The organism is Hamadaea flava, from assembly GCF_024172085.1.
Taxonomy (GTDB): Bacteria; Actinomycetota; Actinomycetes; order Mycobacteriales; family Micromonosporaceae; genus Hamadaea; species Hamadaea flava.
This window is the reverse complement of record NZ_JAMZDZ010000001.1, coordinates 1,347,119-1,371,305: the sequence shown is the minus strand read 5'-3', so window position 1 is coordinate 1,371,305 and position 24,187 is coordinate 1,347,119. Positions and strand designations below refer to the sequence as shown.

Here is a 24,187-nt window from a genome sequence, read left to right as displayed (position 1 = left end):
TCAGGGTTCTGCGTCGAATCTTGGACCAAGATTCGACCGGGAACCCTGATCCAGCGCCAAAGGAGGTGGGGGGAGGGTGAGCAGCCAGGCTTCGACGCGGGGGAGGCGGAACGACGAGATCGCGCGCAGCGTCGCGAGCGCCGCTTCGCCGACCGTCCGGGCTTCGGCCGGCGAACCGGCCGCGAGCAGCCCGCGGGCCAGCTGGAACCGTGTCCAGCCGATGATGTGCGCGTTCCCGGCGATCTCGGCGTGGTCGAGGGCCTGACGGAGTTGGGGCAGCGCCAGATCCGCCCGGTCCCGGTCCAGCTCGGCCTGCCCCAGTACGCCGAGACACCGCGCCAGTCCCATGTGGAATCCAATGCGGGTGAAGTGCTGCCGCGCGGTCATGGCGTACCGGCGGGCGCGGTCGGGGTGTCCGGCGGCGAGCAGCGCTTCGGCCAGGTACATCGCGATGAACGGCAGGTTCACCCGGTCGCCGCTCGGGGCGAGCAGGTCGTGGGCGGATTCGAGGGCCTTGACCGCGTCGTCGGCCCGCTCCTCGTGCAGGAGCATCACCGCCGCGACGGCCAGCGCATTGGCCTGCCCGGCGACGTCGCCGCCGAGGTGGAAGGCGGAGACGGCCACGTCGAGCAGCTGGCGTACGGCCGCCGGGTCGGCTCCGAACTCCCGGCCGGAGTTGGCCAGCGCCACCCAGACCGAGCCGTGCTGGCCGGTGACGTGCGGGGCGAGCCCGGCCACCGCTGCGGCTCCGGCGGCCAACGCGGTACGCCGATCGCCGCGTACGCGGGCGCAACTGCCCACTGTGGAGGCAGCCAGGGCGGCCCGATGCCGATCGCCGAGCCGCAGGTACATCCGGCGCGCCGATCGGGCGGCTCGCATGCTGTCGGCGTACTGCTCCTTGCCGCGCAGCGCCCCGGCGTACGCGAGCATGGCGGCGGCCCGGGTCCCCGTGGGCACCCCGGGCTGGGCCGCCGCCTCCTGGGCGGCCTCGGTCAGCACGAGCAACTCGTCCGGGCCGCCACGAGTGGTCACGTAGTTGACGGCGACCGTCGCCAGGTCGGCCGCGTCGGCGTACCGGCCCCGGCTGGCGAGCTGGACCAGCCCGGTCTGGATCGCCGGGAGGTGACCGTCGAGCCAGCTCACCGGGTCCGCCGCGAGCTGGCGCTCGTCCGCCGCGATCGGGTACGCCGACACCACCGGGGTGGGGAAGTGCCGTGCGGTCAAACCTCCGTCGGCGACCGCCACCGACCAGGTCAGCGTGGCGTACACCACGGCGAGGATGGCGTCGGTCAGCTCGCTGCGGTCGCCGCGGTCGAGGACGAAATGGCGTACGGCGGGGTGCATCTCGTAGGTCGGGGTGCCGCAGACGAACCCGGCCGGGTCGAGCAGGTTCGCCGCGACCAGCTCCTGCCACGCGCCGTCCGGCGTACGCGCGGTGTCGGGCGCGAGCAGCGGCGCGAGCCACACCGGATAACGGGTCCACTGAAGTTCGGCCAGCCGGCGCAGGACGCGGGCGGCCGATCCGGAGAGCCCGGAAACGCTGCGCGACAGGGCGTCGCCGAGGACGAACGGCGCGGGCGGGCCGAGCCGGGCGCGGACCTCCTCGGCCGTCCACTGCGGACGGGAGGCGACGGCCGCCCCGGTGGTCAGCAACGCCAGCGGCAGCCGTCCGCACGCCGTGGCCAGGTCGTCGATCGTCTCGCTCGGCAGCCGGGCCTCGCCGACCAGATCGCGCAACATCTCGGCGGCGGCGGCCGGATCGAGCGGCGTCATCGGTACGACGCGCATTCCATCGTGGCGCCCGAAGTCCTCCCGGCTCGTCGCCACCACCGCGCCGCCGCGGCCACCCGGGAGCAGATCGCGCACCTGCTCGGCGGCGAGGACATCGTCCAGCACCACGAGGATCGCCGACTCGGCCGTCACCGTCCGCCACCGCTCGGCCAGCTCGGCCCGGCTCATCGGCAGCTCGGCGGGCCAGCCCAGATCGCGGAGGAACTGCCGCAACACGGTGTCGGCGATGACCGGCCGGGCATCGGCGGCGGTGAGGCGGGCATACAGGACGCCGTCGGGGAAGGCGGCGCGCCGCCGTTCGGCGACCGCCCGTGCCACCGCCGTCTTGCCGATCCCGGGCGGTCCGGTCAGCAGGATCGCCGCCGGACCGGTCACGTCGTCGGCGGCCCGATGCCGATCCAGATAGGCATCGATCTCGCCGAGCACCCCGCCGCGTCCGTAGAGCCGCCCGGCCTGGGGCGCGGACTGCCGGGGCACCGGCCGCTGGTCGGCGGGCTGCTCGCGGAGCAACTGCTCGTGCAGCCGCTCCAGCTCGGCCGACGGATCGAGGCCCAGCTCGTCGCGCAGCCGCTGCCGCGTGTCGCGGTAGACCCGCAGCGCCTCGGCCCGATGCCCGCAGCGCGCCAGCGCGACCATCCGGTGCCGGACCAGCCGCTCCGAGTCCGGGTACAGCTCGCTCGCCGAGACGATGTCGGCCAGCACCTCCGCGTGCCGGCCGCGGGCGAGTTCGGCTTCGAAGAGCAGCTCGTACGCCGCCGCGCGGGCGCTGTCGAGGTGCAGGCAGAGCCGGTCGCGCAACCGGTCGTCGAAGGCGTCCGCGAGCACCGGCCCGCGCCAGAGCCCGAGCGCCTGCCGGAGCCGGCCGGCCCGATGCTCGGGATCGTCCACCGTCGACACCTGGCGTACCTGGTCGAGGAAACGGCTAGCGTCCACTCGCGACGGATCGACCCGGATCACGTAGCCGTCGGGCCCCGAGCCGAGCACCGGCCCGGCCGAGCCGAGATCGCGGCGGATGCGGGAGGCGTACGTGGACATCGTGGCGGCCGGCGAGACCGGCTGTTCGGCGTCCTCCCAGAGGATTCCGGCCAGCCGATCGGCCGGAATCTCCACGGACGGGGTCAGGAGCAGCGCGCCGAGCATGCGGCGTTGCTGGCGGCGAGCCAGGCGGACCGGCTCGCCGTCGACGTAGATCTTCAGCGTCCCCAAGATCGTTACGTCGAGCACGTCGCGATGGTACGCCGAAGATCGGCTGCTTTAGAAGATTGGATCGCGTGTACGCGTCCGCTTGAGCTCGAAGAAGCCGTCGGTCCCGCCGACGAGCAGGACGCCGTCCCAGAGCCGCCCGGCCGCCTCGCCCTGCGGGGCGGGGGAGACCACGGGGCCGAAGAACGCGATGAGCTGCCCGTCCGGTCCGGGCACGTGGATGACGGGCGTGCCGACGTCGTCGCCGACCGGGTCCATCCCCTCGTGGTGGCTGACCCGCAACGGCTGGTCGTACGCCGGGTCGTCGGCGGCGTCGGCCAGCTCCGCGGGCAGCCCGGCGGCGGTCAGCGACGCGACGTAGAGGTCGCGTCCGCGCTCCTGCTTCTCCAGATGGATGCGGGTGCCGATCTCCGTGTAGAACGCCCGCACCGCCTCGTCCCCGTGCTGCTGGGCGACGGCGATCGCCACCCGCACCGGACCCCACGCGTCGTCCAGCAGCTCGCGGTACTTCGGCGGCAGGTCGCGGCCCTCGTTGAGGACCGACAGGCTCATCACGTGGAAGCGGATGCGCACGTCGCGTACGCGTTCCACCTCCAGCAGCCAGCGCGAGGTCATCCAGGCCCAGGGGCAGACGGGGTCGAACCACATGTCGGCGGAGGTCGTCATGCGTACAGCTTTGTTCAGGATTCAACCAACCGCCAGGAGCGGGAGAGCGACGTCACATCGGCGGGGTGACCCACTGGCGGTGGGCCACCCGTGCGCGCCCCGCTAGTGCAGCGGCTCGGGATCGAGCAGTACGCCGTCCGGCCCGACGCGCGCGACCGTCGCGGCCACGGTGTCCGCGTACAAGCCGATCAAGCGCAGTCGCCCGGCGGAGCCGGCGGTGGCCACGGCCGGATGGGTCGCGAGGTTGTCCAGCTGGGCCACGATGTTGAGCCGCGCCGCGTCATCCAAGGTGGACGGACCGAGCGCCGCGTGCCGCAGCCAGCCGTGCCGAGTACGCAGCGCGGCGCGGATGCCGCCGCAGGGTGAGTGCCCGCAGACGATGACTGTGGTCACGCCGAGGACGCTGACGGCGTAGTCCACGGCGGTGTCCATGCCGGGGTCCTCGCCGTGACGCGGCACGAGGTTGCCGATGTTGCGCACGCAGAACTGGTCGCCGGGGCCGCTGCCGGTGATCAGGTGCGGCACGATGTGCGAGTCGGCGCAGCCGATGAACATGTGGCTGGGCTGCTGACCGCCCGAGAGGAGGTCGAGTACCGCGGGCGGGGCGTGCTGGGCGTGATAGGAGCGCAGCCCGGTCTCCAGCCGCGGGGTGACGTGATGCGGGGCGAGCCAGCGGTGCACCGGCTTGCGGCGGGCGGGCCGTCGCCCAGCGGTCAGATGGTGGCTCGGATCGGTGACGGCGACGTTGCCGCCCCGCCGCCGGTAGTCGGCGACCCAGCCGCTCAGCGCGGCCTGCGCCGCGTGGTCGAGGAAGTCCGCCCGCAGATCGAGGTGGACGTTGCGGCCGGGCGGGATGTCCCGCAGTACGCGAGTCAGCCGCGCGGTGGTGAAGAACAGCAGGCTGCCGCTGATCTTCAGATGGTCGCCGTCGAGGCTGATCTGACTGTGGCTGAGCCGCCAGAGCCCGAGCGCCGCCGCCGTCGCGACGCCGAGGGCGACCCCGGCGACGAGGTTGATCGCGACCACGCCGACCGCTGTGACCAGGTAGGGCAGGATCTCCCGATGGTGGCGTAGCTCGCGCAGGTGCCCCGGGTTCACCAGGCGCACCCCGACGACCACCAGCAACGCCGACAACGCCGCGAGCGGCACCAGCTCCAGGAGACCGGCCCCGGCGAGGGCCGACGCGGCGACCCACACCCCGTGGAGGATCGTCGACGCCCGCGTACGCGCACCGGCGGCCACGTTGGCCGAGGAGCGCACGATGACCCCGGTGACCGGCAGCCCGCCGGCCAACCCGCTGACCGTGTTCGCCGCGCCCTGGGCGAGCAGTTCGCGGTCGAGGTCGGCATGCCGTCCGCTGTGCAGCTTGTCCACCGCGACCGCCGACAGCAGGGTCTCGACGCTCGCGATGAGCGCGACGGTGAGGACGGCGAGCGCGATGCCGCCCCAGTCGCCGGTCGGCAGCACCGGGCGGGTCAGCGCGGCGAACGGGTCGCTCGGCAGATTCAGGCGCGGCACCTGCCAGCCGAACAACGCCACCGCAGCGGCCGCGGTGGCCACCGCGACGAGCGCAGCCGGGACGCGCCGCACGTACGGCAGGCGCGGCCAGCCCAGCAGCACGCCGACGGTGATCGCCCCGACCGCGGCGGACTCGATCCGGTCGAAGCTCAGCGCCGTCGGCAGGCTCACCAGGTTCTGCAGCGGCGTCTCCTTCCCCGGTACGCCGAGCACGACACACAGCTGCGACAGCACGATCACGACGCCGATCCCGGCGAGCATGCCGTGCACCACGGCCGGCGGCAGGTTCAGCGCCAACCGGCCACGCCGGGTGAACCCGGCCGCCACCTGCACCAGACCCGCCAGCAGCGTGATCGCGCACATCGTCGCCCAGCCGTAGTCGCCCACGAGCCCGAGCACGATCACGGTCAGCCCCGCCGCCGGGCCGCTGACCTGCAAGGGCGCGCCGCTCAAGCCGCCCGCCACGATGCCGCCGACCACCGCCGCGACGAGCCCGGCGATCGGCGGCGCGCCCGACGCCGCCGCGATGCCGAGCGACAACGGCACCGCCAGCAGCGCCACCGTTATCGACGCCGGCAGGTCGGCCGCCAGGAACTCTCTTCGTAAGGACATGTCCACCCCCGTGTGGGACGCCCCCTTTGGGCTGGGCGTCTTCGGCTCCCGGTGCGATATTCGCAAATCGGGCATTGGCGGTGGATCGTAGCCATACGATCTGCGGATCGAGGGCTCGTCGCGACCGCGTGTCGCTGGCAGATTCCTGAGCTTGTGTGTCGGCGTGGGCGCTGGATCAGGGTTCCAGGTCGAATCTCGGCCCAGGACTCGACCGAGAACCCTGATCCAGCACCGAAACATCCGTCAATGTTATGCATTTACATATCGTTGAGTAGAGCTGAAAATCCCTCCCATGAGACGCTTCCTTCTCCTCCTGACGGCGCTCGTCGCCGCAGTCCCGGCGGCCTTGACGGCGGCCGCCCCGGCGCAGGCGTACGCCGGCGCGTTCTTCCCGACGCAGAGCAGCGGCAACCGCGGCGCGGACGTGCTGGCGATCCAGCACCTGCTGGCGTACCACGGGCAGGCGACCACCCTGACCGGTGTCTTCGACTCCGCGACCGTCACGAAGGTGAAGGCCTTCCAGGCGGCCAAGGGGCTCGGAGTCGACGGCATCGTCGGCCCGGCGACCTGGGGCGCCCTCGTCGTGCAGATCGGCCAGGGCACCACGAGCGACGCGGTGAAGGCGTTGCAGGTCGAGCTGAACGCCAAGCGCAACCTCTCGCTGACCGTCAGCGGCTCGTTCGACGCCGCGACCGACAGCGCCGTACGCACCTTCCAGTCCCACGCCGGGATCGGCGTCGACGGCATCGCCGGGCCGATCACCTGGAAGAACCTGGTCTGGCATTACGACTATCCGGCCTTCACGAACCTGTGCGACCAGGACCCGGACGGCAACGGCACGGCGGCGAACTGGGCCACCGCCGCCGCGATCGGCCAGGTGGAGAAGGCGGCCGCCGACTTCGCCGCGACCGGTCAGGGCAAGCTGCCGCTCGGCGACGCCGGGTTCGAGCACGGCGGCGACATCGCCGGGCACGCGAGCCACGAGGTCGGGCTGGACGTCGACGTCTGGCCCATCCGCGCCGACGACGCCCAGTGCACCGCCGGGCGCATCACCTGGCAATCGTCCACCTACGACCGGGCGGCCACCCGGCAGCTCGTCCAGATGATCCGGGCGGCGGCGCCGGGCCACATCATGGCCATCTGGTTCAACGACCCGACGCTCATCAGCGAGGGGCTGACGTCGGCGTACGAGGGGCACGACAACCACATTCACATCCGGTACTGCGAGAAGATCCACCCGAACTCGCTCTACGACTGCTGACGCGGTTCGGCGTGGTGACGCGCTTAGTCCTTTTTAGTGCGATTTGATCCGGGATAGTGCCTGCGGACCGGCGGGCCTGACATCCCAGAGGAACTTCGTGCGCGTACTCGTCGCGAGCGCGGTCGCCTTGGCGGCCGCGCTCGCCCCCACACCCGCGATGGCGGCCCCGGCCACTGTGGTCGTACAGGGTCTGAACAATCCTCGCGGACTCGCGTTCGGCCCAGACGGCGCGCTCTACGTCGCCGAGGCGGGCAAAGGCGGAGCCGGCCCCTGCTTCCCCGGCCCCGAGGGCGGCGAGTCCTGCTTCGGCCCGACCGGCGCGCTCGCCCGAATCAAGAACGGCACGCTGTCCCGGGTCGTCACCGGCCTGCCGTCCCTGGCCGCCCCGGACGGCTCCAGTGCGATCGGCCCGTCCGACGTCAGCTTCCTCGGGATCGGCTTGCTCACCACGGGCCTGGGCGCGAATCCCGACCTGCGCGCTCAGCTGCCGGCAGCGGGGAAGCAGCTCGGCAGCCTCTACACCTTCGTCCCTGGTTCGACCACGCCGACGCTCAAGCGGGTGGCGGACGTTTCGGCGTACGAGAAGGCGCACAACCCGGACGGCGGCGAGACCGACTCGAACCCACAGAGCGTGGTGCCCGGACCGGGCGGCCTCGCCGTCACCGACGCGGGCGGCAACAGCCTGCTGGGCATCTCAGCCACCGGCGCGATCAAGACCCTCGCGGTCTTCCCGGAACGCGACGGCTTCCAGGCCGTACCGACCGGCGTCGCGTACCACCAGGGCGCGTACTACGTCGGACAGCTCACCGGCTTCCCCTTCCCCAACGGCGCGGCGCGCGTCTACCGCGTCGTCCCCGGCCGGCAGCCGCAGATCGTCGCGCAAGGCCTGACCGACCTGATCGACGTCGCGGTCGCGCCGGACGGCACGATCTACGCCCTGGAGATCGCCCACGAGGGGTTGCTCAGCCCGGTACCGTCCGGCCGCCTGCTCAAGATCCGCCCCGGCCGGTCGCCGGTCACGATCGTCGGCGGCCTCGTCCTCCCCGGTGGTCTCGCTCTCCACAACGGGTACGCCTACATCAGCGACTGCGGCGTGTGCGCCGGCGGCGGCCAGATCGTACGCGTACCGCTCTAACGGTTGGGCTTGTGGGGCTTTGGGGCGCGATCATGAACTTATGGAGGCTCTCGACGGTGTGTCGCCGCCCCCAGTTCATGATCGCGCCCGTTTCCCCATGATCGTGCCGTCCCGTGTTGTTCAGTCATGGTTCCTCCGCTGGGTGGACGCGGTACGTGCACGGTTGTGCAAGCATGCTCGCCATGGAGATCTTCGAGGACTCGCGCGTCATCTCACGGCATGATCTGGCAGCCTGGTTGCGGGCTATCGCTGACCAGCTGGACTCGGGCGGCAAGGTGTTCTTCGGTGCCGGTGGCACCGTGTCCGTCGCCGACAACGTCCACTGTGAACTGGAAATCGAGAGCGAAGGCTCGGAGACCTCCATCGAGATCGAGGTGACCTGGGGCAGAATCGACGCCGAGTCCGGCGATTCCGCCGAGGACACCGAATCGGACGAATCCACTGAGGCCGCCGAGTCCCCGGCCTCCGAAGACTCCACCGCCGTGACCGCCGCAGCCGCCGCCGCCCCCGTGGCTGCCTCCGTCGTTGTCGCATCCCTTGTGGACGCCGCCGACGACGAGTCCGACACCACGGAGGAGGCCGCCGCGTCCGAGTCCGACCCGGCGATCGACAGCGCGGCCGAGCTCGCCGCCGATGCGGTGGCCGACACCGCCGTCGCCTCGGACGAAGACGCGAACGAAGACTTCGAGGGAGCACCCGAGGCCGTCGTCGCGGAAGCCGTGGCCGCCGAAGCAGACGAGGACGCCGAACTGGTCGCGGAAGCCGACGCCGCTGACGATGACGCCGACGAGGACGCCCACGAGTCCGACGACGCCGCCGTTGAAGCGGTGGACGCGGAAGCTACGGACGCCGTCGAGGAGAGCGAGGACGACGCCGATGAGTCGGACGGCGCGGCCGAGGTCGTCGCGGAAGCCGACGCCGGTGAAGGCGAGGAATCCGATGACGCCGCTGACGTTGTCGCGGAGGCGGATGACGCTGAGGTCGACGACGCCGAAGGCGACGAAGAGTCCGGTGACACCGCCGAGGCCGTTGCGGAGGCCGTTGCCGCTGAGGGTGATGAGTCCGGTGACACTGAGGCCGACGAAGGCGGCGAGGACGGCGACGCCGAGGTAGTCGCGGAGGCTGACGAGGCTGAGGTCAGCGACGAAGCTGTTGAGGCAGTGGACACTGAGGCCGCCGATGACGCCGAAGGTGACGACGTTGACGGTGACGACGAAGAGTCCGGTGACACCGCCGAGGTCGTTGCGGAGGCCGTTGCCGCTGAGGGTGATGAGTCCGGTGACACTGAGGGCGACGAGGGTGACGAGGACGGCGACGCCGAGGTAGTCGCGGTGGCTGACGAGGCTGAGGTCGGCGACGAAGCTGTTGAGGCAGTGGACGCTGACGACGCTGAGGGCGGCGACGAGGAGTCGGGTGACACCGCTGAGGTCGTCGCGGAGGCCGATGCGGCTGAAGGCGATGAGTCCGATGACGTTGCTGCGGACCAGGATGGCGAGGCCGACGAGGACGGCGAGGCCGAGGTGGTCGCGGTGGCTGAGGAGGCCGAGGCTGGCGATGAGGCCGTTGAAGCGGTGGACGCTGAGGCGGCCGATGACGCCGAGGCCGCCGATGACGCTGAGGGCGATGACGCTGAGGTGCTCGCGGAGGCTGACGAGGCTGCGGTAGGCGACGAGTCCGTTGAAGCAGTGGACACTGAGGCGGCGGAGGATGCGGACGGCGACGACGCTGAGGACGCCGAGGCCGAGGTGGTCGCCGAGGCCGACGAGGCTGCCGGTGCTGCTGCGGAAGCCGGTGAGGAAGTCGGCGACGTAGCCGGCGAGGGCGAGGTGGCTGAGGGAGTGGCTGCCACGCCCGTTGCGGTAGACGCCGGGGCTGGCGACGAGGATTCGACGGACGGTGAGGCTGCACATTTTGGCGGCACCGCGGCCGCGCCAGCGGCCGCGGAGGTGGCGGTGGAGACCGCCGCCGAGGGGGACGGCGACGCCGCCGTCGCGGCTGAGATCGCCGACACCGCTGAGCCGGCTCAGACCGCCGACGCCGCGGAGCAGGCTGAGATCGCCGACACCGCGGAGCAGGCTGAGACCGGTGAGCAGGCTGAGTCCGCTGCGCCGGGCGAGAAGGCTACCGGTGTGTATGTCGCGACCGCTTCGGTGCCCGGCGCGCGGCCGACTCCGCCGAGCTTCCCGAGTGGTGCTGCTCCGGCGGCGTACCGGCCGACTCCGACGGTCTATGGCGGCGGCCAGGCCGCTCCGGTGCACGGCGGCGGTCCGGTTCCGGTCGGCGGCGTCTACGGCGCTCCGGTCGTGCCGCAGCCCGCTCAGCCGCCCGCGGCCGAGGCGGACGATTCCGCCGAGTCGGATGTGCCGGCCGATGAGCCGGCCAGCCCCCAGCCGCATCAGCCGGGCGGGCCGTGGCGTCAGGCGTACTAGATGATGAAAGGAGCGGCGGCCTGGCGCCGCCGCTCCTTTGCTTGACCCGAGCGATCAGATGCCGCAGACCGACGCGGACCAGAACTGGCTGGCGCGGTTCGCGACGTGCGTGTGATCGCTGTGGTCCGGGTAGCCGGGACCGAGAATCTCGGCGAACCCGTGGTAGCGAGCGCGCTGAGCCATGGTGCAGAACGACGGCGCGCCGGTCAGATCGGCCGCGTCGCCGTAGAGATGGCGGCTGGTGGACGAGCCGCCGGCCGCCGAGTTGCAGGAGTAGCTGCGGAAGCCGCTGCTGATGTACAGCGGAGTGCCCAGATCCTTGCGGAGCGCCTCCAGCTTCCACATGGTGACGCGGGCGTTGAACTTGGCGGTAGCCGCTGAGACGGCGCCGCCCGACCAGTCCGAGTTGCAGTTGTTCAGCTCGCCGTAGGTGAAGTGGATCGGTGTGCAGTCGTCGTCCTGCAGGGCGTAGATCTGCGAGAACGTCTGCGGTCCGGCGACGCCGTCCGCGGAGAGCCCGTACGCCTGCTGGAAGCGGGTGACGGCTGCGGCGGTCGCCGGCCCGAACGAGCCGTCGAGCGAGATGACCGCTCCGTAGCCGGGGTAACCGGACACTCTGATCTGGAGCTGTCGTACGTCCTCACCGGACATTCCCTGCGACAGCGTCCGGCCCCACGTGTAGCAGCCGTCCGCGTGTGCGGGCGCGCCGGTGAACACGAGGGCCGTGACGGAGAACCCGGCGGCCAGGGCGAGCGTGGTGAGGAGCTTGAGGGCGTGTCTGAGCATCGTTGACTCCTTGTTCCGGGGGGTTGCGGGCGGAGTTGCGCGATGCCGTCCTTGACGGACGGTGCCAGATTTCATCCGGCAGAGACACATTGAAGATTATTGCCGCCTTGTGGTCAAGAGGTGGGGACGCACGTATCCAGACCGAGGCGCTGCGCGGCCTTGCCCCATTGCGGGATCGTGGTCTGCGACATCGTGTCCATGGTGGTCATGGTCTGCTGCATCATCTCCGGTGTCGCGTTGCCGATCTGGTACTGCACCAGGAGGTCGGCCATCTGCTCGATGCCTCCGGTCAGCTGCCCGGTCAGCGTCAGGTACGCGTCCAGATCGGTCCGCCGCAGATCCTCCGGGACCTTGATCTCCCGGAGGTCGGCGCTGAACCGGCGCAGCGCCTTGGCCAGGTCGCCGAGTGCCGTGGCCGCCTCTGTCATGCCCTGGTTCACCTGACCGGGCGGCGGCAGGCTCGCCATCGACGCGCCCACCTTGAGAAGTACGCCGTTGACGGAGAACCGGACGTCGGCGAAGTCCCGCTCACAGGTGGCCATCGCCTTCTGCCGCCACTGTTCGACCGTGTACTTCTCGGGCAGTGCCTGGTAGCCGAACCAGACCGAGGCGACCGCGGCTGCCAGGGAGATGAACCCGGCGAGGATCTTGACGGCGGTACTGAGCCCCGATTTGCGCGGTGAGGTGTAGGTGGTGGGCGTGTAGGTGACGGCCGGCGGGGCTTGGCGGATCGGCGGCGCCGCTTTTGGAGCCGGCGGACTGTGGGGCGCGGCAAACGGGACCTGGCGGATCTGCGGGGCGACGATCGGGGTCTGCGGCGCGGCAAGCGGCGGTTGGGGGACCGGCGGTGCCGCGGCCAGTGGGGCTCGCTGCATCGGGATCCAGAACGCCCAGCCGGCGGGCGCGGGCGGCCACGAGGGGTCCGGCTTCCAGCCCGGGGGCGGCGTCCAGCCCGACGGCGGCACCGGCCAGCCCGGCGGCGGATTGAATCGCCAGGGTGAACCGGCGGGCGCGGTCATGCCCAGCCCATCTGCATGCGCCGATGCTAGGACCGGCGGCGTACGCGGGGAGTCGCCGATTCCGGCGGTTCGCGGCTCGACTCGGCGACGGCGGCCTGCCACCCGGTTCCGGTGGCCCTGACGCCTGGTGCACGGTGCCTGCCTCCTGGTGAGGCGTGGCCGGGAAAAAGTCCGGCCCGGGTGTCGTTTCCGGCGGGCGCTGTCCGACGCATGGGTATAGGCACCGTGACACCGAAGGAGCAATGAGATGAGCAAGGTCTACACCGGCGCGAGCATGTCCCTCGACGGCTACATCGCCGGTCCGGGAGAGAGCGGCTTCGACCATCTCTTCGAGTGGTACTTCAACGGGGACGTCGAGGTGCCGACCGCCTCGGACATGACATTCAAGCTGAGCCGGGCGAGCGCCGACTATCTCACCGGCTACATCTCGCAGACCGGTTCGCTCGTCGTGGGGCGCCGGTTGTTCGACCTGGTCAAGGGTTGGGGTGGGCGGCATCCGCTGGACCGGACGGTCGTCGTCCTCACCCACAGCGTCCCCGAGGGCTGGGCACCGGCTGACGAGAACTTCGTCTTCGTCACCGAAGGCATCGAGGCCGCGGTCGCCAAGGCGGCCGAGATCGCGGGGGACCAGGTGGTCGGGGTCAACGGCGGGACCATCGCGCGCCAATGCCTGGACGCCGGGCTGCTCGACGAGGTCTGGGTCGACCTCGTCCCGGTCCTGCTGGGCAGTGGTACGCCGTTCTTCGAGCAGCTCGGGACCGCCCCGGTGCTGCTCGACGGTCCAGTGTCCATCGTTCCCGGCGACCGGGTGACTCACCTGCGGTACGAGGTTCGCAAGTGACGTTCGCAGCGCTGAGCAAGATCGTCGGCAGCCGACAATCAGGTTGCTTCGAGCGGGATGATCGGCGGCAGCCGACGATCATGGGCCGGCCGACATCCAAGATCGGCGGCAGCCGACGATCAGCAGCGTCAGAGCGCCAAGAATGGCGGCAGCCGACGATCATGACAGCAGTCGGAACGGAAAGAGGAGCGGCCCGCGAGGATGAACCTCGCGGGCCGCTCCGATGGGGTTGAGGAGTTAGCCGGTGATGGTGACGAACGGCCGCGCAAGCGTGGACGTTCCGTCGGTGAGGGTGGCGCGGCCCAGGTAACGCAGGCCGGCGGTCAGCCCGCTGCCGGCGACCGTCACGGTGACCGTCTGGCCCGTGGTGACACCCACGCTGGCGGGGCTGATGGTCGCGTTACCCGTCGCGGTCGACCCGAGCAGGTAGACGTGACCCTTCACGTTGGTGATCGGGTCGCCTGCGAACAGGTCGTAGTAGACGTCGTAGGTGCCCGGCCCGAGCGTGATCAGCTCTTCCGAGTCACCGTCCGCCGCCTGCCCGACCAGCGTCTTCGTCCCCGCGGCGTACGCGAAGACGTCGAGGTCGGTCGTGTCGGAGTAGTCCGCGGCGTACGTGCCGAACCGGCCGATGGAGCCGGCGGGCACCGTGACCGTCACCTTCGCCGTACGCGAGGACGCGGCCGGGTTGGTGGACACGAACGACGGGCCGCTCATGTCCAACGGGTAGGTGGTGACCGTCGCGGGGACAAGGCCGGCCAGGGAGGCGTTGAGCGTACCGGTGTAGCCGACCTTGACCGGGATGGTCGCGGAACCCGTGCCGACGACCTCGGTCGGCGCGGCGTACGCGACGGGCCGGACCGCGATGGGGCTGCGAACCGTGTGGTCGCGGTGACCGGTGGCCTTGTCGTACCAGCTGATCGAGCCGAACGCCCAGCTGCCGAGGGCGGCCGTGGACCGGGTCAGCGTCACCTTGTAGGTGGCGCTCTGGCCCGCGTCGACCTTGAGGATCGACGGGCTCACCGAGACGGTGACGCCGGCCGGGGCGACGACGGTCGGCGTGTACTTCGAGTCACGGTTGGTGATGTTCGTGACCGTACGCGTGATCGTCTGCGAGCCCACCAGGTCGCCGACCGAGATCGACGGGTAGTTGAGGTCGCTGGGGTCGATCGCCGGCAGCGCCGAGCAGTCGAGGCCGACGGCGGCGCCCTGGCCGATGGCGCACAGGTAGGCCAGCCAGTCCACCGGGCCGGATTCGTAGACCAGGCCGGGGTTGAACGCGGAGGCCGGCTGGACGTGCCCGGCACCGAAGTTCAGCGGCGTCGCGGCGGTGCCGGTCGCGGTCTGGATCGGGTTGCCCTTGTTGTCGAGCTGGTACGCCGTCGTCATGAGCGCCGACTTGATGGTGATCGGGTCCCAGCCGGGGTTGGCGCTCTTGAGCAGGGCGGCGAGGCCGGCGATGTGCGGGCTCGACATCGAGGTGCCGGACTCGGCGTTGAAGTTGTTGCCGTCCTTCGCCGGGGAGATCGCGGCGATGACGTCGACGCCGGGCGCGGTGATGTCCGGCTTGAGCAGGTCGCCGCTACCGGCCAGAGCCGGTCCGGTCGAGGAGAATCCGGCCATGATCGGGGCCTGGACCGGGGTCGGGTCGGTCTCGGTCAGCGACGCCGTGGCGCCCGCCGTCGCCGCGTACGCCTTGATGGCATCGCCCGCGGGCGCCTCGACCTGGACCGTCGGGACGGCGTGGAAGTCGCCGACCAGGCCAGGCGCGGCCGTGGTGTTGGCGAGGATCATGCCGACGCCGCCGGCGTCCTTGACGACCTGGCCCTTCTCGATCCGGGGGTTGTTGCCCCGGGTGCAGATGACGATCTTCCCGGCGGCCTGTGCCGCATTGATGGAGCCGGGCAGGCAGAGCGTGGCGTCCGCGACGGTCCGGCCGGACGCCGGGATCGCCGCCGAGTCGACCAGCGGCGAGCTGGGCACGGCGGCGTTGACGACGCCGACACCCGTGTATCGGGCGCCGTTGCCGAGGACGGCCGTCTTCTGGTTGCCCCGCGGGTGCGTGCTGGCCGCGACGGTCGCCGTCCAGGGCGCGTTGTGCGCCACGGTGCTCGCGCCCGGACCCTCGTTGCCGGCCGAGGTGGCGACGAAGACGCCCGCCGCGGTGGCGTTGAAGAACGCGACCTCGACCGCGTTGACGACCGACGTCGTCGAGCCGGAGATCGAGTAGTTGATGACGTCGACGCCGTCGGCGACCGCCTGGTTGATGGCGGCCACGAGGTCGACGGAGCTGCCGCCCGCGGTGGCGCTGGAGCCGGGCGGGTTCTCCCAGAGCGCCTTGTACACCGCGATGCGAGCCGCCGGGGCCATGCCGCTGATCGAGCCGACCGGGCTGCCGTTGATCGAGGCGGGCACGTTGGTGTTGCCGGCCGCCGTCGACGCGGTGTGCGTACCGTGGCCGTCGTAGTCGCGCGGGGAGAAGAACTCCACCGGCTGGATCGAGCCCTGGCCGGCCGCCTTGTAGTACCGCGCGCCGATCAGCTTGTTGTTGCAGGTCACCGGTGTACCGGTGACGCCGGCGTCGCAGGTGCCGTGCCACTTGGCGGCGATCGTCGCGGAGTCGGGGCGGGGCTCGGCCAGCGGGGCGAACGCCGGGTTCTCCGGCCAGACGCCGGAGTCGATGATGCCGACGATGACGCCCTCGCCCGCGTGCCCGGTCCCGCCGAACTGCTGCTGCCATACGCCGTCGCTGCCGGTCAGGCCGAGGAACGACGGGGTGGTGACGGTGTCGGCGTACACGGTCTCGTCCGCCCACACGGCGGTCACACCGGAGGTCTTCGCCAGCCGGGCGGCCTCAGCCTTGGTCAGCTGCGCGCTGAACCCGTTGAAGACCGTCTGGTAGTCGTAACCCTTGCGGGTGGAGCTGACCCCGGCGGCGCGCAGCGCGGCGTCGTGGTCGCTCGACAGGCGCTGGGCGTACGCCTTGGCCTCGGGGGAATGGGCGTCGACCTTCTTGCCCTTGCCGGGCTTGGTCGCCTTGAACCCGGTACGGTCACCGGCGTACGTGGCGATCGGCTGACCGGCCGTCTGGATGATGTACGTGGCGGTGTCGGTGGCGCCGCCCGGAGCCGCGGTGGCGCTGCCGTTCAGAATGACCGTCAGACCGGCCATCGTGACCACGGCGAGCGCGCCCACGGCGAGCCGGTGGGCCGCCTGGCGCTGGAGATTCACGGGGGTATACCTCCTGAGAGTCGCGGCCCCGCACTCCCATGTGGTGGGCCGCAGACCGTTGACGCTATCGCCGTGATCACCTATGGCGACCTGATCTTTCGGCTGCCCGGGTGACGCAGTAGCCACAGCTTTGGGCCATTCCGTGACACGGATGTGACATGTGGATCAATCGAACGGTGGGGTCCGCGCTCGTTCCGAAGGGAAGTTGATCAGGGACCTGCGGAGTCGATCAGGACCTGGCGGACACGCCACGCCGGTCGATCACGACCGTTAGTTCATGATCGCGCGGAAAGCAGTTCACCGGACGGCCGGCGGCGACAAGGTGCGGGAGCCTGACATATTTCGCACAATCAATGCACCCGTGTGTCGCGCCCCTGCCGGAGACCCCCGCCCGGCCGCGTACGCGGACAGGCAGGAGAACCCTCGTGCGCAGATCACTCTGGGCCGTGCTCGCCACGGCAGCCGCTCTCACCGTCGCGGCTGGGACGGTCGTCGCCCTTTCCACGCCGGCGCTGGCCACCCCGCCCAACATCCCGACGTACGCCAACGCGGTCAGCCGCCTCGCGGCCCTCACCGTAGCCGCCGAGTCGCATCAGTCCACGTACGACCGGGACCTGTTCCCGCATTGGATCACCATCACGGGTGCCTGCAACACCCGGGAGCAGGTCCTGAAGCGGGACGGTACCAACGTGGTCGTCAATAGCAGCTGCTACCCGACCTCCGGTTCCTGGTACAGCCCGTATGACGGGGCCACCTGGACGGACCCGGCCGACATCGACATCGACCACATGGTGCCGCTGGCCGAGGCCTGGCGTTCCGGCGCGTGGGCGTGGACGACCGCGCAGCGTCAGGCGTACGCCAACGACCTCGGCGGTCCCGAGCTGTGGGCGGTCACCGACAACGTGAACCAGGCCAAGGGCGATCAGGACCCCGCGCACTGGAAGCCGTCGCTCACCTCGTTCTGGTGCACCTACGCCAAGTCTTGGATCCAGGCGAAGTGGTACTACAGCCTGACCGTCGACAGTTCCGAGAAGTCCGCGTTGACCTCGATGCTGACCTCCTGCTGAGGCAACCGCCCCCTCGGTCGTCCGGCGGCCGGCGAGTTCGGCCGCCGGGGCCCCATCCTTCCGGCGAATCAGGAGGACACGCACGATCAAGGTAATTCCGAGTGCTCGTGTAGGGTTGAGGCAGCCCGGCGGAAGCGGTGTCGCATTCGGCGATCCCAGCACTTCTCCGGTGCCGGCAGGGCGAGGGTAAGCCGTCTGCGAGGCGCGCCCGGGTGGTTTCGACATCCGGCGGGGGTGTCGTGGTGCGACATGACGCCCGTCGTTTCGGCTGATCGATCGGAGACCTCTCCATGATCCGCGCCCGGACCTCGTCGTCGCCGTACACCGGACCGGCCATGCCGGACCGCCGGCTGGCCAGCATGTTCGCCCCTCGATCGACCAGCGCGCCGGCGACCGCGACCTCGGTCACCCTGCTCGCGGGCTACGCCGCCGACATCGGTGGCCTGTCGACCTTCGCGGGCGGGCTGCGGGCCGGTCTGCTCGCCGACCGCCCCGACCTCACGGTGAACGTGGTGCAGGCGCTCGCCGCCCCGGAGGGGGCCACGTCGCCCGAGATCGTTCATCGTCTGGCCGACGGTGTGGACGGTGCACGGGCGGCCGCCGCGGTGATGAATCAGGGTGATGCCGCGATCATCCATTACCAGGACGGTGTCTACGGCGGGACTGAGGGCGACCAGGTCCTGGACGTCCTGGAATGGATCACCCGCCCGGTCATCGTGATCATCCAGGATCTTCATCAGCAGCCGACGGCCCGGCAACGGTTCATCACGGAACTGCTCACGAGTTCGGCCGACGCGGTGGTGACGCTGTCGGAGACCGGACGGCGCCTCCTTCTCGACCAGTATCACGTCGAGCCCCGCAAGCTCAGCACGATCCGGCACGGCGCTCAGCTCACCGCGGCCTCGGTACCGGACATGCGGCCGGACCGGCCCCGGCGTCGCACCAACATTCTCACCTGGGGGCTGCTCGGCCCGGGCCGCGGCATCGAAACCGGACTGCACGCGCTGGCGCTCGCCGGGAAGCTGGGCCACGCGCCGAGATACACGATCGCGGGGCCGCTCGATCCCAGTCTCGGCACCGTGGACGGTGATCGGTATCGGCACTCGTTGCTCGAACTGGCCGGTGCCCTGGGCATCAGCGACCGGGTCGAGTTCCACATCGGCCGGCTCGGTTCGGCGAGCCTTGCCGCGCTCGTGCATGGCGCCGACGCCGTCCTGCTCCCGCAGGGCGGCAGTGATCCGACCTTCTCGTCGGTGTTCGCCGATGCGATGACCGTCGCGCGTCCACTGGTCTGCGCGTCTAATGTGTTCGCGCGAGAGGTGCTCCACGGTGAGCGCGGTGGGCTGCTGGTCCCGCCCGGCGACGCCGCCGCGACCGCCGACGCGCTGGTCCGCGTGCTCTCCGAGCCGGCCTTGGCGAAGGCGATGAGCGCTCACAACGCGGCGGCCGCTCCGATCGCGAGCTGGCCGGACGTGGCCGCGCGATACCGTCAGCTGATCAACGCGCTGATGCGTCGTCCGCTGGGCGAGTGACCGCTTGGTGGTGCGCGATCAGGTTCGCGTACCACCGGGCGCTGTCCTTCAGCACCCGCTGCTGGGTGGCGTAGTCGACGTGGACGATGCCGAATCGTTTGCCGTAGCCGAGGGCCCACTCGAAGTTGTCCAGCAGCGACCAGACGAAGTAACCCCGCAGATCCACGCCCGCCGCCATCGCCTCGGTCAGCGCCGAGACGTGCGCCTGCAGATAGGACGTCCGCTCGATGTCGTGCACTCGCCCGTCGACCAGGTCGTCCGCGTAAGCGGCGCCGTTCTCGGTCACCACGATCGGGATGTCGTACTCGCGGGTTACGCGGACGAGCATCTCGGTGAGCCCGCTGGGGTCGACGGTCCAGTCCATCGCGGTCACCGGGCCCGGCGGCTTGTGGAACGCCACCCGCTCCGCGCTGGGGAACGGCCACGACCCGGTCGCCGGTTCGGCGGCGGCTCCGACCAGGTCCGGCTGGTAGTAGTTCACGCCCAGCAGGTCGATCGGCGTACCGATGACCTTCAGGTCGTCGTCTCGCACGAACCGCCAGTCGGTAACGCCCGCGGTGTCCCCCAGCACATCCAACGGGTACGCACACCGCAGGATCGGGTCAGCGAAGATGCGGTTGAGCAGCCCGTCGATGCGGCGAGCCGCGTCGAGATCGGCCGGATCGCCGGAGACCGGACGGACGGCGCCCTGATTGAGCGCGGCGGAGACCCGGGAGCCTGGGGCCGCTGCCCGGATCGCCTGCGTGGCCAGACCGTGGCCGAGCAGCAGGTGGTGCACGGCTTCGAAGGCGGCCGCGCCGTCGGCCCGCCCGGGGGCGTGCGCGCCCGAGCCGTAGCCGAGGAACGCGGAGCACCAGGGCTCGTTGAGGGTGCACCACAGGCCGACGCGGTCGCCGAGCCGATTCGCGACGACCTCGGCGTACTCGGCGAACCGGGACGCGGTGTCCCGCTCGAGCCAGCCGCCGCGGTCTTCCAGCGCCTGGGGGAGGTCCCAGTGGTAGAGGGTCGCGACGGGCATGATCCCGCGGTCGCAGAGCGCGTCGACGAGGCGGTCGTAGAAGGCGAGCCCGGCCTCGGTCACCGGGCCGGTCCCGTCGGCCACCACGCGCGGCCACGACACCGAGAAGCGGTACGCGTTCAGCCCGATCTCGGCCATCAGTGCGACGTCGTCGGCGTACCGGTGGTAGTGCTCGGCGGCGCGTTCGCCGGTGTGCCCGTCGGCGACGATGCCGGGCCGGGCGCAGAAGGTGTCCCAGATGGACGGAGTACGCCCGTCGTCGGCGACGGCCCCTTCGATCTGGTACGCCGCGGTGGCGGCACCCCACCAGAAGCCGGCCGGGAAGTGTTCCGCTGGTCCGGCCGCAGCTGCCGGAGAGCGCTCTCCATTCATGGGGCACAGCGTTCCGCCTGATCCGGGGTGTTGTCAAGACATCGATCCTTGACAAGGCCGAAACATCGGCGTACGAACGGAGAGCGCTCTCCCACATCCAAGCGCGTTGATCATGGAGTTGACCGTGCTCTCGGCGGCGTGTCGTGACCGGAAACTCCATGATCAACGCACCGAATCCCGGTAGGTGATCGCCCGTGAACCTCCGCATCCCCCTGATATCCGTGGCCGCCGCAGCGCTGACCACCATGCTGGCCGCCGCGATCGCGATCATCCCGTTGCGCGCCAGCGCGGCGGATTCCCTGCTCTCCCAAGGCAGACCGGTGCTCGCCTCGTCCGCCGAGGGAGCCGGTACGCCCGCCGAGGCCGCCGTCGACGGCAACGCCGGCACCCGCTGGTCGAGTCTGTTCGCCGATCCGCAATGGCTGCGGGTCGACCTCGGCGCGACCGCGGCGATCAGCCGGGTCGTCCTCCAATGGGAGGCGGCGTACGCGTCGGCGTACCAGGTGCAGGTGTCGGCCGACGGCAGCACGAACTGGCAGACGATCTACTCCACGACGACGGGCACCGGCGGCACCCAGACCCTCACGGTCTCCGGCTCCGGCCGGTACGTCCGCGTCTACACGACCGCCCGGGCGACCGGGTACGGCGTATCGCTGTGGGAGTTCCAGGTCTACGGCACGCTCGGCGGGTCCGCCTGCGACACCGGCACGAACCGGGCGTTGAACCAGCCGGCGACCGCCTCCTCGGCCGAGAACGAGGCCAACCCGGCGACCGCCGCCGTCGACGGCAACGCCGGCACCCGCTGGTCGAGCCTGTTCGCCGATCCACAATGGCTGCGCGTCGACCTCGGCAGCACGCAGTCGATCTGCCGGGTCGTCGTGCAGTGGGAGGCGGCGTACGCGTCGGCGTACCAGGTGCAGGTGTCGGCCGACGGCAGCACGAATTGGCAGACGCTCTACTCCACGACGACGAGCACCGGCGGCACCCAGCCGCTCGACGTCGCCGGATCGGGCCGCTACCTGCGGGTCTACGGCACCGCCCGGGCGACCGGTTACGGCTACTCGATCTGGGAGCTTCAGGTCTTCACCGGTTCCGGCGGCACCGGAAGCCCGAGCCCGACGCCGAGCACGTCGCCGAGCGGGACGTGGACCACCATGTGGAGCGAGGACTTCACTGGGCCGGCCGACACCTCGCCGAGTTCGGCCAACTGGCTGCTCCGCACCGGTACGCAGTACCCCGGCGGCGCGGCGAACTGGGGAACCGGCGAAGTCGAGACGGCCAGCGCCTCGACGGCGAACGTCTCGCTCGACGGCACCGGGAAGCTGGCCATCAAGGCGATCCGCGACGGATCCGGCAACTGGACCTCCGGGCGCTTGGAGACTCAGCGCACCGACTTCGCGGCCAACCCTGGTGAACTCGTCCGCTTCGCCGCCGTCATCCAGCAGCCCAATGTGGCCAACGCGCTGGGCTACTGGCCCGCGTTCCGGGCGACGGGGGCGGCGTACCGCGGGAACTACACCAACTGGCCGGGAGTCGGGGAGACCGACATCATGGCCGGGGTCAACGGGCGGAGCCAGCTCGCCCAGACCCTGCACTGCGGTACCGCGCCGGACGGGGTCTGCGGCGAGTACACCGGCCGCAGCAGCGGTCTGGCGACCTGTGCCGGCTGCCAGACCGGCCTGCACGAGTACGCCCAGGTCGTCGACCGCACCAAGACCGACGAGGAGATCCGGTTCTACCTCGACGGGGTGCAGACGTGGGTGGTCAAACAGAGCCAGGTCGGCGTGGCCGCCTGGGACGCCGCCGTCCACCACGGCTTCTACCTCCGGCTGGAGTTGCCGATCGGCGGCGCGTGGCCGAGCGCGGTGGCCGGGCGTACGGTGCCGACCCCGGACACGACGTCGGGCGGCGTCATGACCGTCGACTCGGTGACCGTGCAGAAGCAGACCGGCGCGTCCGCCCCGGCGATGACCGATCCGGCGATCCCGGCCGGGCCGAGCGTCGTCAAAGTGGTTGGCACGCAAGGGAACTGGCAGTTGCAGGTCAACGGATCCCCCTGGGAGGTACGCGGGCTGACCTACGGGCCGCCGCAGGGCGCGGCCGACGGCTACGTCCGAGATCTCAAGGCGGCCGGGGTCAACACTTTGCGTACATGGGGAGTGGACGACGCCAACACGCCGACGCTGCTGAACACGGCGGCTCGGCAAGGTCTGAAGGTCGTCGTCGGGCACTGGCTCAACCAGGGCGCGGACTACGTCAACGACGCGACCTACAAGGCGAACACGAAGGCGGAGATCGTCAACCGCGTCAACGCCTTGAAGAACAACCCCGGCGTCTTGTTGTGGGACGTCGGCAACGAGGTGATCCTGACCATGCAGGACCACGGCCTGCCCGCCGCCGAGGTCGAGGCACGGCGCGTCGCGTACGCCCAGTTCGTGAACGAGGTCGCGGTGGCGATCCATGCCGCGGACCCGAATCACCCCGTGACCTCGACCGACGCCTGGACCGGCGCGTGGCCCTACTACAAGCAGTACGCCCCGGCGCTGGACCTGCTCGCGGTGAACTCCTACGGCGCGATCGGCGGCGTGAAGCAGGCGTGGATCGATGGCGGTCACACCAAGCCGTACATCATCACGGAGGGCGGACCGGCCGGGGAGTGGGAGGTGCCCAACGACGTCAACGGCGTCCCGACCGAGCCGTCCGACCTGCAGAAACGAGACGGGTACACGGCCAGCTGGGCCGCCGTGAAGGCCCATCCCGGGGTGGCGCTCGGCGCGACCGAGTTCCACTACGGACTGGAGAACGACTTCGGCGGAGTGTGGCTCAACACCTATCCCGGCGGCTGGCATCGGCTCGGGTTCTACGCGCTGCAGAAGGCGTACACCGGGGCGACGGCGGCGAACACGCCACCGGAGATCACCTCGATGACCGTGGCGAACCAGACCGCCGTGCCCGCGGGCGGCACGTTCACCGTGAACGTCGCGGCGAGCGATCCACAAGGCGACGCGATCCGGTACAACCTGATGGCGAGCGACAAGCACATCAGCGGTGGCACCGGGCTGACCAACCTCCGGTTCACCCAGACCGGCAACGGCCAGTTCACCGTCACCGCCCCGGAGTCGCTGGGCGTCTGGAAGATCTACGTGTACGCCTTCGACGGCCACGGCAACGTCGGGATCGAGCAGCGCTCGGTCAAGGTGGTGCCGCCGACGATCCCGGGGACGAACGTGGCACTCGGCAAGACCGCGACCGCTTCCTCCTACCAGCCGACGGGCGCGAACGGGCCGCAGCTGCCGTCCTACGCCGTCGACGGGAACTGGAGTACGCGGTGGGCCTCCGAATGGGTGGCCACCGCGTGGTTCCAGGTGGACCTCGGTTCGGTCACCGCGATCAACCATGTCGAGCTGGGCTGGGAAGCCGCGTACGCCAAGGCGTACCAGGTGCAGGTGTCGACCGACGGCAGCACCTGGTCCACCGTCTACTCGACGACGAGTGGCGACGGCGGGTTCGATGAGATAGCGCTGAACGCCTCGGCTCGCTACGTCCGGGTGAACGGGACCGACCGGGCCACCGCCTACGGCTATTCCCTCTGGGAGCTCGGCGTCTACAAGCCGTGACTCCCGTCGCGGGGGCGCTCCTGCCCGGGCGCCCCCGCGTACTCGACCGCGTCGGAGAGTGCGATGGAGAGCGCTCTCCACTCATGCTA

General features: G+C 70.7%; 14 protein-coding genes. 7 read left to right on the top strand and 7 right to left on the bottom strand.

What is annotated here, in order from left to right:
- The 3 genes from HDA40_RS06670 to HDA40_RS06660 form a co-directional block, all read right to left on the bottom strand.
- On the bottom strand, positions 1-3,015 hold the full coding sequence (locus HDA40_RS06670; protein WP_253753036.1) for an AfsR/SARP family transcriptional regulator: 3,015 nt from the start codon (positions 3,013-3,015) through the stop codon (positions 1-3).
- A 30-nt stretch (positions 3,016-3,045) separates the two neighbouring features.
- The gene (locus HDA40_RS06665; RefSeq protein WP_253753035.1) at positions 3,046-3,660 is read right to left on the bottom strand and encodes a mycothiol-dependent nitroreductase Rv2466c family protein; all 615 of its coding nucleotides are present in this window, start codon (positions 3,658-3,660) and stop codon (positions 3,046-3,048) included.
- A gap of 102 nt (positions 3,661-3,762) precedes the next feature.
- Positions 3,763-5,790 (bottom strand): SulP family inorganic anion transporter, encoded by a 2,028-nt coding sequence (locus tag HDA40_RS06660; RefSeq protein ID WP_253753033.1) that lies wholly within the window; start codon positions 5,788-5,790, stop codon positions 3,763-3,765.
- A gap of 292 nt (positions 5,791-6,082) precedes the next feature.
- On the opposite strand from HDA40_RS06660, the gene HDA40_RS06655 reads away from it, so the two are divergent.
- The 3 genes from HDA40_RS06655 (at position 6,083) to HDA40_RS06645 (ending at position 10,615) form a co-directional block, all read left to right on the top strand.
- Complete coding sequence (locus tag HDA40_RS06655) at positions 6,083-7,051, top strand: penicillin-insensitive murein endopeptidase (protein ID WP_253753030.1); 969 nt, start codon at positions 6,083-6,085, stop codon at positions 7,049-7,051.
- A gap of 97 nt (positions 7,052-7,148) precedes the next feature.
- Positions 7,149-8,186, top strand: a complete 1,038-nt coding sequence (locus tag HDA40_RS06650; RefSeq protein WP_253753028.1) for a ScyD/ScyE family protein — start codon at positions 7,149-7,151, stop codon at positions 8,184-8,186.
- Between the two features lie 182 nt (positions 8,187-8,368).
- Entirely contained in the window at positions 8,369-10,615 is a 2,247-nt protein-coding gene (locus tag HDA40_RS06645; protein WP_253753026.1) for an amphi-Trp domain-containing protein, read from the top strand.
- Between the two features lie 54 nt (positions 10,616-10,669).
- On the opposite strand, the gene HDA40_RS06640 is transcribed toward HDA40_RS06645, so the two are convergent.
- Together HDA40_RS06640 and HDA40_RS06635 are read right to left on the bottom strand one after the other, a co-directional pair.
- Positions 10,670-11,401, bottom strand: a complete 732-nt coding sequence (locus tag HDA40_RS06640) for a D-Ala-D-Ala carboxypeptidase family metallohydrolase (RefSeq protein ID WP_253753024.1) — start codon at positions 11,399-11,401, stop codon at positions 10,670-10,672.
- A 113-nt stretch (positions 11,402-11,514) separates the two neighbouring features.
- Positions 11,515-12,420 (bottom strand): hypothetical protein, encoded by a 906-nt coding sequence (locus HDA40_RS06635; RefSeq protein ID WP_253753022.1) that lies wholly within the window; start codon positions 12,418-12,420, stop codon positions 11,515-11,517.
- Between the two features lie 247 nt (positions 12,421-12,667).
- Between HDA40_RS06635 and HDA40_RS06630 the strand changes: the two genes are divergently transcribed.
- Positions 12,668-13,261: a dihydrofolate reductase family protein gene (locus HDA40_RS06630; protein ID WP_253753020.1), complete on the top strand. Its 594-nt coding sequence runs from the start codon at positions 12,668-12,670 to the stop codon at positions 13,259-13,261.
- A 237-nt stretch (positions 13,262-13,498) separates the two neighbouring features.
- Here HDA40_RS06630 and HDA40_RS06625 read toward each other — a convergent pair whose 3' ends face one another.
- Positions 13,499-16,492, bottom strand: a complete 2,994-nt coding sequence (locus tag HDA40_RS06625; protein WP_253753018.1) for a S8 family peptidase — start codon at positions 16,490-16,492, stop codon at positions 13,499-13,501.
- A gap of 374 nt (positions 16,493-16,866) precedes the next feature.
- Here HDA40_RS06625 and HDA40_RS06620 point away from each other — a divergent pair, with 374 nt between their 5' ends.
- Both HDA40_RS06620 and HDA40_RS06615 read left to right on the top strand, forming a co-directional pair.
- On the top strand, positions 16,867-17,559 hold the full coding sequence (locus HDA40_RS06620) for a GmrSD restriction endonuclease domain-containing protein (protein ID WP_372503153.1): 693 nt from the start codon (positions 16,867-16,869) through the stop codon (positions 17,557-17,559).
- A 290-nt stretch (positions 17,560-17,849) separates the two neighbouring features.
- The gene (locus HDA40_RS06615) at positions 17,850-19,091 is read left to right on the top strand and encodes a glycosyltransferase (RefSeq protein WP_253753016.1); all 1,242 of its coding nucleotides are present in this window, start codon (positions 17,850-17,852) and stop codon (positions 19,089-19,091) included.
- On the opposite strand, the gene HDA40_RS06610 is transcribed toward HDA40_RS06615, so the two are convergent.
- A complete protein-coding gene (locus tag HDA40_RS06610; protein ID WP_253753015.1) occupies positions 19,057-20,481 on the bottom strand; it encodes a GH1 family beta-glucosidase in 1,425 nt (474 codons plus the stop codon). The two genes, HDA40_RS06615 and HDA40_RS06610, sit on opposite strands and share 35 nt — an antisense overlap.
- A gap of 245 nt (positions 20,482-20,726) precedes the next feature.
- Here HDA40_RS06610 and HDA40_RS06605 point away from each other — a divergent pair, with 245 nt between their 5' ends.
- The gene (locus HDA40_RS06605) at positions 20,727-24,098 is read left to right on the top strand and encodes a discoidin domain-containing protein (protein ID WP_253763580.1); all 3,372 of its coding nucleotides are present in this window, start codon (positions 20,727-20,729) and stop codon (positions 24,096-24,098) included.
- Positions 24,099-24,187 lie beyond the last annotated feature (89 nt).